This window comes from Streptomyces virginiae (genome assembly GCF_041432505.1).
In the GTDB taxonomy this organism is placed as follows: domain Bacteria; phylum Actinomycetota; class Actinomycetes; order Streptomycetales; family Streptomycetaceae; genus Streptomyces; species Streptomyces virginiae_A.
This window is the reverse complement of record NZ_CP107871.1, coordinates 4,080,401-4,093,139: the sequence shown is the minus strand read 5'-3', so window position 1 is coordinate 4,093,139 and position 12,739 is coordinate 4,080,401. Positions and strand designations below refer to the sequence as shown.

General features: G+C 72.9%; 11 protein-coding genes and 1 tRNA gene. 7 read left to right on the top strand and 5 right to left on the bottom strand.

The genetic code is table 11. The features are described from left to right. Window positions 1-76: 76 nt before the first annotated feature. Both rlmB and OG624_RS19035 read left to right on the top strand, forming a co-directional pair. Window positions 77-1,048 carry a 23S rRNA (guanosine(2251)-2'-O)-methyltransferase RlmB gene (gene rlmB / locus OG624_RS19040; protein WP_033225868.1) on the top strand — a complete coding sequence of 324 codons (972 nt, stop codon included), beginning with the start codon at window positions 77-79 and terminating at the stop codon, window positions 1,046-1,048. Between the two features lie 148 nt (window positions 1,049-1,196). Next, window positions 1,197-2,720, top strand: coding sequence for a DoxX family membrane protein (locus tag OG624_RS19035; RefSeq protein WP_371639622.1), 1,524 nt, complete (start codon window positions 1,197-1,199; stop codon window positions 2,718-2,720). Between the two features lie 113 nt (window positions 2,721-2,833). On the opposite strand, the gene OG624_RS19030 is transcribed toward OG624_RS19035, so the two are convergent. From OG624_RS19030 to OG624_RS19020, 3 genes are all read right to left on the bottom strand, one after another. Continuing rightward, the gene (locus OG624_RS19030; RefSeq protein ID WP_371639621.1) at window positions 2,834-3,601 is read right to left on the bottom strand and encodes a nucleotidyltransferase family protein; all 768 of its coding nucleotides are present in this window, start codon (window positions 3,599-3,601) and stop codon (window positions 2,834-2,836) included. A gap of 28 nt (window positions 3,602-3,629) precedes the next feature. Further along, window positions 3,630-4,043 (bottom strand): hypothetical protein, encoded by a 414-nt coding sequence (locus OG624_RS19025; protein WP_033225863.1) that lies wholly within the window; start codon window positions 4,041-4,043, stop codon window positions 3,630-3,632. A gap of 215 nt (window positions 4,044-4,258) precedes the next feature. Continuing rightward, the gene (locus OG624_RS19020) at window positions 4,259-5,347 is read right to left on the bottom strand and encodes an ABC transporter ATP-binding protein (protein WP_033225862.1); all 1,089 of its coding nucleotides are present in this window, start codon (window positions 5,345-5,347) and stop codon (window positions 4,259-4,261) included. 303 nt (window positions 5,348-5,650) lie between these two features. On the opposite strand from OG624_RS19020, the gene OG624_RS19015 reads away from it, so the two are divergent. After that, window positions 5,651-5,725, top strand: a tRNA-Thr gene (locus tag OG624_RS19015). A 332-nt stretch (window positions 5,726-6,057) separates the two neighbouring features. Then, complete coding sequence (locus tag OG624_RS19010) at window positions 6,058-7,404, top strand: DUF7927 domain-containing protein (protein ID WP_371639620.1); 1,347 nt, start codon at window positions 6,058-6,060, stop codon at window positions 7,402-7,404. A gap of 78 nt (window positions 7,405-7,482) precedes the next feature. On the opposite strand, the gene OG624_RS19005 is transcribed toward OG624_RS19010, so the two are convergent. After that, window positions 7,483-8,868, bottom strand: a complete 1,386-nt coding sequence (locus OG624_RS19005; RefSeq protein ID WP_371639619.1) for an NAD(P)/FAD-dependent oxidoreductase — start codon at window positions 8,866-8,868, stop codon at window positions 7,483-7,485. A gap of 592 nt (window positions 8,869-9,460) precedes the next feature. Here OG624_RS19005 and OG624_RS19000 point away from each other — a divergent pair. After that, window positions 9,461-10,351 (top strand): aminoglycoside phosphotransferase family protein, encoded by an 891-nt coding sequence (locus OG624_RS19000; RefSeq protein ID WP_033223600.1) that lies wholly within the window; start codon window positions 9,461-9,463, stop codon window positions 10,349-10,351. Between the two features lie 18 nt (window positions 10,352-10,369). Continuing rightward, window positions 10,370-10,846 (top strand): GNAT family N-acetyltransferase, encoded by a 477-nt coding sequence (locus OG624_RS18995; RefSeq protein ID WP_033223602.1) that lies wholly within the window; start codon window positions 10,370-10,372, stop codon window positions 10,844-10,846. Between the two features lie 6 nt (window positions 10,847-10,852). Here the strand turns inward: OG624_RS18995 and OG624_RS18990 are convergent, their stop codons facing one another. After that, window positions 10,853-11,845 (bottom strand): zinc-binding dehydrogenase, encoded by a 993-nt coding sequence (locus tag OG624_RS18990; protein WP_033223711.1) that lies wholly within the window; start codon window positions 11,843-11,845, stop codon window positions 10,853-10,855. A gap of 94 nt (window positions 11,846-11,939) precedes the next feature. Here OG624_RS18990 and OG624_RS18985 point away from each other — a divergent pair, with 94 nt between their 5' ends. Continuing rightward, the gene (locus OG624_RS18985) at window positions 11,940-12,617 is read left to right on the top strand and encodes a pentapeptide repeat-containing protein (RefSeq protein ID WP_078909474.1); all 678 of its coding nucleotides are present in this window, start codon (window positions 11,940-11,942) and stop codon (window positions 12,615-12,617) included. Window positions 12,618-12,739 lie beyond the last annotated feature (122 nt).

The following is a 12,739-nucleotide window of genomic DNA, read 5'->3' as shown; positions in this document are numbered from 1 at the left end:
GTGTGCTGCCCGGCGCTCCGGGCGGCACACTCTTCATACGTACATATCGCAGCACCAACGAAAACAGGTAGAAGTCATGGCCGGGAACAGCCAACGCAGGAACCGCCGCACGTCCAACAAGAAGGGCGCGACGGTCGGCAGCGGTGGCCAGCGGCGCAAGGGCCTGGAAGGCAAGGGCCCCACGCCCAAGGCCGAGGACCGCAAGAAGCACAAGGCCAACCGCATCTCCAACGCCATGGCCCGCCAGGCGGCCAAGCGTCGCCCGGCCCCGCGCCGCGGCGGCCCCAAGGGCACCAGCGAGATGGTCGTCGGCCGCAACCCGGTCTTCGAGGCGCTGCGCGACGGTGTCCCCGCCACGACGCTCTACGTCCAGCAGTTCATCGACAACGACGAGCGCGTCCGCGAGGCCCTCCAGCTCGCCGGTGAGCGCGGCAACATCAACCTGATGGAAGCCCCGCGCCCCGAGCTCGACCGCATGACCAACGGGCTCAACCACCAGGGCCTGGTCCTCCAGGTCCCGCCGTACGAGTACGCGCACCCCGAGGACCTCACCGCGGCCGCCTACGACGAGGGCGACGACCCGCTGATCGTCGCGCTCGACGGCGTCACCGACCCGCGCAACCTCGGCGCGATCGTCCGCTCCGTCTCCGCCTTCGGCGGCCACGGCGTGGTCATCCCCGAGCGCCGCGCCGCCGGCATGACCGCCGGTGCGTGGAAGACCTCGGCCGGCACCGCCGCCCGCACCCCGGTCTCGCGCGTCACCAACCTGACCCGTGCCCTCCAGGACTACAAGAAGGCCGGCATCACCGTCGTCGGCCTCGCCGCCGAGGGCACCCACGAGGTCCAGGACCTCGAGGTGCTCGGCGGTCCGGTCGTCATCGTCGTCGGCTCCGAGGGCAAGGGTCTCGGCCGGCTCGTCGGCGAGAACTGCGACTACCTCGTGCGCATCCCGATGCCGGGTGGCGCCGAGTCCCTCAACGCCGGTGTCGCCGCCGGTGTCGTGCTCTACGAGGCGGCCCGCCGCCGCGCCACCCGCGGCCGCGTCTGAGCTCCGCGCGACTGATCCACTTGGCTCACGGAACATGACCCGTGAGCGTGTCACCCCGCCCGATTCGGGCGGGGTGGCTTGATCTTGACGGGTCTCGGACACATCCCTGGCGTCAAGGCAGTGTCCTAAGCACTGATCACTCGGTTAGATGAGTGTGGACACCAGAACGTCAGGGTTCGACGACCAGCCCGCGCTGAGCATGGTCAAGGTGCCGTGCGACCCCGCACAGGTCATCGTCAACCACGCCAGCTTCCGCGTGCGGCTCGCACCGAGCCCGAGCGCGCGTTCCAAGCCCGCGAAGGCCCCCGGCCGCGCACCCGTTCTGGGTGGCGCCGTGGTGGCGGCCGCCGGGGCCACCCGCCGTCGGGCCCCCGTGGTCTGGAGCGGCAAGTCCGACGCCGGCGACGCCGCCGCCATGGGCGGTCTGCTCCAGGCCGTCCGTGAGGCCGGCCGCGGACACGACGAGTACGACGGCGGCGCCACCCAGGTCATCCCCCGCGTCGACCTGGCCCACGACCTCGCCGAGGACACCCTCGCCACGCCGACCGTCATCGGCCAGCGCAGCTACGGGGACCCCACCGAGACCCGCCCGCCGGCCGCCGTACGCGACCTGCCCTACCAGCAGGAGCCGCCCGGCTCCGGCCCCGGGGCCGACCCCCGCCGGGCCGGCCCCGACACGCGCGGGCAGGCCTCCTACTACCCCGGCCGCCGGATGAACCTCGGCGTCGTGCTGCTCCCGCTGCGCGTCTTCCTCGGCTTCATCTCCATCTACGCCGGCATGGGCAAGCTCTGCGACCCCGTCTACTTCGACGGCGGCGAGCGCGGCTCCATGGTCACCTGGCTGCACACGCTGAACCCCTGGGCGCTCGCCGAGCCGCTGCGCGACTTCGCCCTCGCGCACCCGGTCGGCGCGGGCCTGAGCGTCGCCTTCCTCCAGGTCATCGTCGGCGTGCTCACGGTCTTCGGCCTGTGGCAGCGGTTCGCCGCCTGCTTCGGGGCGCTGCTGTCCGCCGCCCTGCTGATGACGGTGAGCTGGAAGACCGTCCCGGCCTACGACGCGCCCGACATCATCTACCTCGCCGCCTGGAGCCCGCTGATCATCGCGGGAGCCCCGGTCTACTCCCTCGACGGCCGCCTCGCCGGCGAGGCCTGGCGGACCCTCGGCCCGCGCTCCGAGATCTGGCGGCTGCGGCGGCGCGTCCTGCGCCGCGGGGCCGTCATGGCCACCGTCGTGTGCGGGCTCACCCTGCTCGTCGGCTCGCTCCTCGGCGGCGCGGTCCGCTCCTCCACCGTCGTCACCGTCCCCGGGCCGGGCGAGGCGCCCAGCAACTACCTGCCGGGCCGTCCGCTGCCGCAGGCACCGGCGAGCCCGCAGCCGGGACAGCAGCGGTCCACGCAGGCGCCGAGCAAGGCCGCCTCGCCCTCGGCGAGCGCGACCGAGCCCGCCGCGAAGTCCGGGAAGACCGCGTCCGGCAGCCCCTCCAAGGGGACCTCGGGCACCCGCTCCGAGTCACCGGCCGCGACGCGCGGCACCACCGGCAAGCAGACCCCCCGCAGCACCCCCCGGCAGTCCTCCGCACCGAGGCAGCCGTCCTCCTCCGCGGGGAGCAGCACGGGCGGCGGGGCCCCGGCCCCGAAGCAGCCCGGCCTGATCGGCGGGCTCATCGGCTGACACCGGCACACGGCAACCGGGGCCCGGCGCGCGCGAGCGTGCCGGGCCCCCGTGCGTGTGCCGGGCGCGCGAAGCCGCGTACGTCACGGGCGGCGAGCGGCCCGTGACGGGCCTCAGGGGCCCTTCTGCGCCGCCAACTCCCGTGCGGCCTCGGTGAGGTCCTTGGCGGTGTCGATCGCCCGCCAGTAGGCGCCCTGCGGCAGCGGGAAGCCCGCGAGGCGTCGCTCGCGGGCCAGGCGCGGGAACGTCGTGCGCTCGTGGTCGCCCAAGTCCGGCAGCAGCGAGGCGAATTCGGCGCTGAAGACGTACACGCCGGCGTTGACGAGGTAGGGCGACGGCGGGGCCTCGATGAAGTCCAGCACGTGCCCGAACTCGTTGGTCTCCACGACCCCCCACGGGATGCGCGGCCGCGCCAGCGCGAGCGTGGCCACCGCGTCCCGCTCCGCGTGGAAGGCGGCCATCTCGCGCAGCGAGAAGCGGGTCCACACGTCGCCGTTGGTCGCGTACCAGGCCCCGTCGGGGTGCGGGAGGTGCCGGGCCGCGTACTTGAGACCGCCGCCGCGTCCCAGCGGCTCCTCCTCGACCACCGTGGTCACGCGGAGCGGCAACCGGGCCCCGGCCAGCCACTCCTGGAGCACCTCGGCGAGGTGCCCGCAGGACACCACGGCGTCCGTGACCCCCTCGGCGGCCAGCCAGGCCAGTTGGTGCCCGATGATCGGCACCCCCGTGCCCGGGATCTCCACCATCGGCTTCGGGCGGTCGTCCGTGTACGGCCGCAGCCGCGAACCCTGGCCGCCCGCCAGGACGACGGCCTGGCTGGGGGCGGCGGGGAACGCGGCTGCGGGGGGCGCGGGTGGAGCGGATCGGCGGTCGTCGGTCATGACGGCCAGCGTAGGGACGTGACGGGCGTCAGCCCATGGAGGCGACGCCGGAGGCGTACGAGGTGTCACAGACGGGCCGGGAGTACGACTGGGCCTTCGTCGGGCCGTACGCGTCCACGGCGGCCCGCCCCAGCGCCCGCGCGATCCCCACGCAGTGCTCGGCGAGCGAGGGCCGCTTGTTCACCTCCTGCTGGAGGTGGGTCAGGACGTCGTCCGGCCGCCCGCCCTGCTGCAACTCGCCGACGAGCTGGTCGCGCAGCACCTCGTGGGCGGCACGCGGCTTCGCGGGGACGGAGACGTCCTCGGCGGCGGCGGTCAGGACCTGGGAGGACGAAGTGTCCGCCCAGGGGACCATGGTGACCGCGAGGGTCCCGGACAGGACCAGGACGACGGGCAGGACCAGGGCGAGGGAACGGCCGATTCGGCGGGCAGTGTGGGTCACGAGGGCGAGAGTAGCGCTCGGTGAGGATTTGGCGACATTTAGTCACTCTGTCGGGGGATGGTTCGACGTGGTTTTTCGAATCAAGGGTTGACGGTTGGGGCCGAATGGCCCGGTCTGCCGGGATTGCGGCCACGCTCGCGGACGGGCAACGGACGCCGAAGGGGCGCCCCTTGACGGGACGCCCCTCCAACGACCGCGAAACCCGCGGGAGCTGCTTACTTCGACAGCCGCTCGCCGGAGGAGGTCGAGAAGACGTGGATCTCGTCGGCGCGCGGCACCACGTGGAGGCTGGAGCCCTTCTCCGGGACCTGGCGGCCGCCCACACGCACCACGAGGTCCTGCGAGCCCTCGGCGGTGGTGGTGGAGCCGTAGACGTAGCCGTCGGCGCCGAGTTCCTCGACGACGTTCACGACCATGGTCAGACCGCCGCTCTCGGCGACGTCGAAGTGCTCCGGGCGGACGCCGACCGTGACGGTGCGGTCGCCCGCGTCGGCCGCCGCGGACAGCGCCTCGCGGGACACCGGGACGACGCTGTCGCCGAACTTCACGCCGCCGTCGGTGATCGGGACCTCGACCAGGTTCATGGCCGGCGAGCCGATGAAGCCGGCGACGAAGAGGTTCGCGGGACGGTCGTACATGTTGCGCGGGGTGTCGACCTGCTGGAGCAGCCCGTCCTTCAGGACGGCCACGCGGTCGCCCATCGTCATCGCCTCGACCTGGTCGTGGGTGACGTAGACCGTGGTGATGCCGAGGTCGCGCTGGAGCGCCGCGATCTGCGTGCGGGTGGAGACGCGGAGCTTGGCGTCGAGGTTCGACAGCGGCTCGTCCATCAGGAACACCTGCGGCTTGCGCACGATGGCGCGGCCCATGGCGACGCGCTGGCGCTGACCGCCGGAGAGCGCCTTGGGCTTCCGGTCGAGGTACTGGGTCAGGTCGAGCATCTTCGCCGCGTCCTCCACCTTCTTGCGAATGGTGGCCTTGTCCTCACCGGCGATCTTGAGCGCGAAGCCCATGTTGTCGGCGACGCTCATGTGCGGGTAGAGCGCGTAGTTCTGGAACACCATCGCGATGTCCCGGTCCTTGGGCGGCAGGTGCGTGACGTCGCGGTCGCCGATGCGGATGGCGCCGCCGTTGACGTCCTCCAGGCCGGCGAGCATGCGCAGCGAGGTGGACTTGCCGCAGCCGGACGGGCCGACGAGGACGAGGAACTCGCCGTCCTGGATCTCCAGCTCGAGCTGGTCGACGGCCGGCTTGTCGCCGCCGGGGTACAGACGGGTCGCCTTGTCGAAAGTGACAGAAGCCATGGTGATGAATCCCTTCTACCGGCAGGAACGTGCCGGACGATCCGAGTGGAAGGTCTAGTCCAGAATCCGGACTCCGCCCGACGCTACCCGCCGTGCCCTCCGCTGTCAGCACCGCACCGTCGTGACTTCGAACTTTGTGCGATCTGTCGGACCCGCCCTGGATCCCCTCACGGACGCCGTCATGGCACCGGCCGTGGCGGCGACGGGGTACCCGCCGGAGGGCCGACCAATGTGATGGCCGGGGGAATCGCGTGCTGTGTAGAGTGATGGCGGCTTCGCTCGCCGTGTGCGCGAGTGGGTCGCGCCTCCTTAGCTCAGTCCGGCCAGAGCAACGCACTTGTAATGCGTAGGTCGTCGGTTCGAATCCGACAGGGGGCTCGTCGAACCCCAGGTCACGTGCTGAGTGACCTGGGGTTTTTCCGTTCCGGAGACGTTGCTCCGCCACGCCGCCGGCACCGGATCCGGTCCCGGCGCAGGACCTCCGCGTCGTACGCCAGCCTGTTCGAGTGGTGGTGATGGGCCGGAAGGGGGGCTCCTGCTGCCCCTCGTGATCCGAGGGCCCCGCTTCGGGAACTCTGCGTCGACCGGTTCTGCCGGCCCGGCCCCCCCTCGGGGCTCCGTGCCGGCTGCGGGCGCGATCCGTCTTCCCGGGAAGACGGGAGAAGTGAGGAGCCTTCATGGCGTGTTACGGGCGGAACAGCCTGCGGCGTGTGCTGACAGGAGCGGCGATCGGCCTCGTGCTGGCCGTCACCGGCACCGCGGGACCCGCGCAGGCGCACACGGGGACGGCATCGGCCTCGGCCGGAGCCGCCGCGTCGAAGGCGCGGGCGGTGTGCCCGCCGACGCCGCTGTGGGCGAACACCGGCGGGAACGACCAGAGGCTCATCCAGTACGACACGACGGGCACCGCGCTCAGCAACGTCCCGTTGGCCCGCGACTACGGCGACATCGCCTTCAGCCCCAACGGCTCGACGCTGTACGGGGTGGACTTCCCCGGATCCCCCGACACCGCCACCCTCTACACCATCGACCCCGTCACCGGTGCGGAGACGTCCAGCCGGCCGATCTCCGGACCGCTCGCGGCGGTCACGTCGGTACCCGCCGTCAACGGCCTGACCGCCCGCGCGGACGGAATGCTCATCGCCGGCTCGTTCAATTCGAGCCAGATCTTCCTGATCGACCCCGCCACGGGCGTCTCCACGCTCTTCCCCGCCTCCTTCCCGGCCGGCATCGTCTCGGCGGGTGACTTCATCACCCTGGACGACGGCGACGTCCTCGCCTTCGGCACCGCGGACGCCGCGAGTCCGTCCCCGGTGTTCCGGATCCGCCCCGACAACACCGTCGTCCAGATCGGTACGGTCCCCCAGACCTTCGGCGCGGCCAAGTCCGCGGGCAGCGTCTACGCCTTCGCGTCCAACGGCGACATCAACCTGCTGACCAGCCTGCCCACCACGGCGTCGACGGCGCCGCTGCCGGTGACGACCGTCGAGGCGACGGGCCGCGGCTTCTACGGGGCCACCTCCGCGCAGGACAGCGGCAGCTGCGTCGCGCCCGCCTACACCGTGGCGAAGTCCGCGTCACCGACCGGACCGGTGAACCAGGGCAACACCATCACCTACCGGCTCACCGTCACGAACACCGGCACCGTCGCCGGGAACGGCGACTTCACCGACGACCCGAGCGACGTCCTGGACGACGCCACCTTCGTGCCCGGCTCGCTCACCTCCACCAGCGGCACCGCGAACCTCGCCGGGAACACGCTCACCTGGACCGGCACCCTGGCACCCGGCGGCACCGCGACCATCACCTACCAGGTGCGGGTCGACTCCCCGGACACCGGCGACCACACCCTGGTCAACTACGTGGCGCCCACCGCGCCGGGCGGCTCCTGCGCGTCGGCGCGCTCCTGCTCGGTCACGATCCACGTCAAGAAGAAGCACGACCACAAGGACTGCGACAAGCCCGGCCACGGTCACAAGCCCGGGCACGGCGGCAAGCCCGGTCACGACCACGACCACGGTGACCCGCGCGAAGGGGACGAGGGCAAGACCCTCTAGCGGGACGGACCCCTCCCAGCGGTGGAACGGTGGGCCCGACACACGTCACAGGTGTCGGGCCCACCGCCTTCCGTGCGGTCAGTGCCGGCCCGAGATGCGGTCGGCCAGGCGGGCCAAGGACGCCGTCGTCGGGGCGTGGGTGGCGGCTTCGCGACGATCCGCCTCGCGGTAGGCGGCGTAGAGGGCCTGGACGCCCAGCCAGCGCAAGGGCTCCGGCTCCCAGCGGCGGACGCGGTGGTTCACCCACGGCAGGGTGGTCAGCTCGGTGGACTCGCCGAGGACCAGGTCGCGCAGGGTACGGGCCGCGAGGTTGGCGGTGGCGACGCCCGAGCCCACGTAGCCGCCCGCCCAACCCAGGCCCGAGGCGCGGTCCAGGGTGACGGTGGCGCACCAGTCACGGGGCACGCCGAGCACACCCGACCAGGCGTGGCTGATCTCCGTGCCGGTGAGCGCCGGGAAGAAGGAGAAGAGGAGGTCGGTCAGGGCGGAGACGGTGGCGGGCTGGGTACGGCCGTCGTTGTCGGTGCGCGAGCCGAAGCGGTACGGCACCCCGCGGCCGCCGATCGCGATCCGGTCGTCGGCGGTGCGCTGCGCGTACATGTACGCGTGGGCCATGTCGCCCAGCAGTGTGCTGTCCGACCAGCCCAGCCGGGACCAGGTCTCGGCGGGCAGCGGGGCCGTCACGATCATCGATGAGTTCATCGGGAGCCAGGACCGCTTCTGGCCCTTGAGGGCGGCGGTGAAGCCCTCGGTGCAGCGCAGCACGTAGGGGGCGCGGACCGTGCCGTAGGGCGTGACCGCCTTGCCCGCGGAGATCTCCGTGACCGGGGTCGATTCGTGGATCACCACGTCGAGACGTTCGCAGGCCGCGGCCAGGCCCCTGACCAACTTCAGGGGGTGGATGCGGGCGCCGTGCGGGCTCCAGCTGGAGCCGACGGCATCGGCGATGTCGAGGCGGGCGCGGGTGGCGGGGGCGTCGTACAGCTCGCGGTCGGTCTCGCCGAAGGCGAGCTCGGCGGCGTGGAAGGCCTTGAGGCGGCCGAGCTGGGCGGGGGTGCGGGCGACTTCGAGGACACCGCCGCGATGGATGTCGGCGTCGATGCCCTCCTTGGCGGCGACATCGACGACCTCGGTGACGGTCGCGTTCATGGCCTGCTGGAGGCGGCGGGCGGCCGGGAGACCGTGGAGGGCGGCGTAGCGGTCGCGGCCGGCGATGCCGTTGTAGAGCCAGCCGCCGTTGCGGCCGGAGGCGCCGTAGCCGCAGAACTTCTGCTCCAGGACGGTGATCCGCAGGTCGGGGGCGGCGAGCTTGAGGTAGTAGGCGGTCCACAGGCCGGTGTAGCCGCCGCCGACGATGACGACGTCGGCGGTGGTGTCGGTGGTGAGGGGTGCGCGGGGTGGGGTGGCCGGGGTGCGGCTGGGCGCGGTCGCGTACCAGAAGGAAATACCGCCGTTGATCGTCATGGGGGAGTTGGTACACCCCGTCTCGGAGGGGTGTCCAGGGACGGTGTGTCGTGGTTCGGGAGCATCGGCTGGACGTGTAGCCCGACCCCTGCGGGGTGCTCGGCGGTGTGGGGTGCGGCTCGGGCGCTGCCCGGGGCCGCGCCTCAAACGCCGGCGGGGCTGAAGGTGCGGGCCCGTGCCTCGGTAGGTGTCGGGGCGGGGGGCCGGGGTGGGGTGTCTCCTCGGCTCGCGCCTTACTGGCATGTCTCGGTTGTGGGGCGGGGTTGCGCGCTCGTCCTGCGGGGACACCCCACCCCGTCCCCCCACCCCTCGGGCCGTACCGTCGAAGCCCCGCCGTGGGGCGGGGACACGCAGGAGGGTCCCCGCAGGACGAGGCGCGACCCGGGCCGTCTTGCCGGGACGTGGCCGCACGCGCCGAGCCGAGGAGACCCTCGTGCGGGGCCCCGCACCACCCCGCACCACCCAGCCCCGCCGGCGCTTGAGGCGACCCGCCCGGCAAGGGCAAAGTCCAGCTGAACACCGCCGAGCACCCCGCAGGGACACCGCCGAGCACCCCGCAGGGACACCGGCAGGGGGACGGTACCGTCCGGGGATGGTGGAGATTCCGGACGGGCTGGTCGAGGCGCAGGTCGGGTTCAACGGGGATGCCGGGCGGGAGTTCATCGCCGCGTTGCCCGGGCGGGCGGAGCGGTTTCTGGAGCGGTGGGAGCTGCGGCGGAACGGGCCCGTGATGCACGGGGTGACGGCTTTGGTGTTGCCGGTGGAGCGGGCCGACGGGAGCGGGGCCGTGCTGAAGCTGGTGGCGGTGGACGAGGAGAGCGTGGGGGAGCCGGTCGCGCTGCGCGCGTGGGACGGGCAGGGCTGCGTACGGCTGCTGGAGCACGACGTGGACACCGGGACCCTGCTGCTGGAGCGGTTGGACGAGGGGCGGGATCTGGCGGCGCTCGCGCGGGAGGACGCGCGGCAGGCGGTGGTGGTGGTCGGGGAGTTGGTGGCGCGGCTGACGGCGGTGCCGGCTCCGGCGGGGTTGCGCGGGCTCGGTGGGATGGCCGCCGGGATGCTGGAGGAGGTGCCGCGGGCGCTGGCGCGGTTGGTGGAGGCGCGGGACCGGCGGGTGTTGAAGGACTGCGCGGCGGCGGTGGCGGAGGTCGTGGGGGAGCCGGGGGACCGGCTGCTGCATTGGGATCTGCATTACGAGAACGTGCTGGCGGGTGGCCGGGAGCCGTGGCTGGCGATCGACCCGAAGCCCTTGGCGGGTGATCCGGGTTTCGATCTCATGCCGGCGATCATCAACAACTTCCGGGCCGGGGACGTGGGGTGGCGGTTCGACCTGCTGACCCGGGTGGCGGGTCTGGAGCGGGAGCGGGCGCGGGCCTGGACGCTGGGGCGGGTGCTCCAGAACTGTCTGTGGGACGTCGAGGACGGGGAAGTGCGTCTGGACGAGGATCAGTTGACGGTCGCCGAGGTGCTGCTGGGGCGGTGATCGGCCTAGGCTGCGGGCATGATCCGCAGCGCCGAAGTCAGCGATGTCCCCGTCATCCACGCGATGATCCGCGAGCTCGCGGAGTACGAGAAGGTGCCGCACGAGGCGCGGGCCACCGAGGAGCAGTTGCGGGAGGCGCTGTTCGGGGAGCGTCCGGCGGTGTTCGCGCACGTCGCGGAGACTCCGGAGGGGGAGGTCGTCGGGTTCGCGGTGTGGTTCCTGTCCTTCTCGACGTGGCGCGGGGTGCACGGGATCTACCTGGAGGACCTGTACGTGCGGCCGGGCGTGCGCGGTGGAGGTCACGGCAAGGCGTTGCTGCGGGAGTTGGCGCGGACGTGCGTGGAGCGGGGCTACGAGCGGCTGGAGTGGTCGGTGCTGAAGTGGAACGCGCCGACCATCGCTTTCTACGAGGCCTTGGGCGCCCGCCCGCAGGAGGAGTGGGACGTGTACCGGTTGACGGACGGCGCGCTGGCTGAGCTGGGTGGGGTGCGGTAGCCGGTTTCAGGGTTCCAGGACGACCTTGCCGGTGGTGGCGCGGGTTTCCAGGTCGTGGTGGGCGGTGGCGGCCTCGGCGAGCGGGTAGCGGGTGAGGGCGGGGCGTAGGCGGCCGGAGGCGGCCTCGGCGAGGGCGCGGGTCTCCAGGACGCGCAGCGGGTCGGGGGCGCCGACCCGCTGGAGCATGGTGGGGCCGAGGACGCCTTGGGTGGTGATGCCGCGGGCGTCGAGGTCGGCGCGTTCGGCGTCGGTGAGGTGGAGGGGGCCGCCGGACCAGCCGAAGACGAGGTGCCGGGCGCCGGGGGCGAGGAGGTCGAGGGCGGTGCGGGCGGTGTCGCCGCCGACGGAGTCGAAGAGGACGGTGGCGCCGTCGGGGTGGTGGGCGCGTACGGCGTCGGGCCAGGTGGGGTCGGTGTGGTCGAGGGCGAGGTGGGCGCCGTTGGCGGCGGCCAGGGCGGCTTTGGCGGGGCCGCCGGCGAGGGCGACGACGGTGGCGCCGGCGTTGACCGCGTACTGGACGAGGAGGGTGCCGATGCCGCCGGCGGCGGCGGGGATCAGGGCGACGGAGTCCGGTCCGAGGTCGGCGAACTGCAGGATCCCGAGGGTGGTGCGGCCGGTGCCGATCATGGCGACGGCTTCGGCGGGTTCGAGGCCGGGCGGTACGGGGTGCAGGCGGTCGGCGTCGGCGACGGCGTACTGGGCGTAGCCGCCGGGGGCGAAGCCGAGGTGGACGACGACGGTGCGGCCGAGCCAGGCGGGGTCGGTGCCGGGGCCGAGGGCGTCGACGGTGCCGGCGACCTCGCGGCCCGGGATGGTCGGGAGTTCGGGGAGCGGGGCGGGCGGGCCCTGGATGCCTTGGCGGAGGCTGGTGTCGAGGAGGTGGACGCCGGCGGCGGCGACGGCGATGCGGACCTGGCCGGGGGCGGGGACGGGGGTGTCGGTGTGTTCGTAGGAGAGGTTCTCGGCGGGGCCGAAGGTGTGGAGGCGGATGGCTCGCATGGTGGTCATGGCGTCAGGTTGCGACCTCGAGCGCGGTTGAGGTCAAGGGTCGCCGTTGTCGGCTGTTGTCAGTGGGCTGGTTCACGATGGAGGCATGGCGCGCAAAGGGCAGCAGGAGCAGACGGTGAAGGCGGCACGGCGGCCGGAGCTGCGGCTGCCCGAGCCGACGGTGTGGGAGGGGGGTGAGCTGGAGCCGGACGGGGACTACGACGGGCTGGAGTTCGCGGATCTCGACCTGGCGGGGCAGGAGGGGATCGGGTCCCGGTTCATGGACTGCGCGGTGCGGCGGTGTGCGCTGGACGAGGTGGGGTTGGCGAAGGCGCGGATCCTGGATTCGGTGCTGGAGGGGGTCCGGGGGGTGGGGACGGATCTGTCGGGGGCCTCGCTGCGGGACGTGGAGGTGGTGGACGCCCGGCTGGGCGGGGTGCAGCTGCACGGGGCGGTGCTGGAGCGGGTGGTGGTCCGCGGGGGCAAGATCGACTACCTGAATCTGCGGAAGGCGCGGCTCAAGGACGTGGTCTTCGAGGGGTGTGTGCTGGTGGAGCCGGACTTCGCGGGAGCGGTGCTGGAGCGGGTGGAGTTCCGGGACTGCGCGCTGCGGGGGGTGGATCTCAGCGGGGTGCGGATGACGGATGTGGATCTGCGGGAGGCGTCCGTGCTGGAGATCGCGCGGGGGGTGGAGGCGCTGGCCGGGGCGGTGATCAGCCCGGCGCAGCTGTTCGACCTGGCTCCGGCGCTGGCGGCGCAGCTGGGGGTGCGGGTGGTGGCCTAGCCCCGCCGGGGCAGTGCCGCCGGGGGCGCTGCCCGCGGGCTCCCGCGCCTCGAACGCGGGCGGGGGCGGGAGGGGTGGGGCGGTTGGGGCGAATGGCCGAGCAGGGGGGTCTCCGGGCGGGC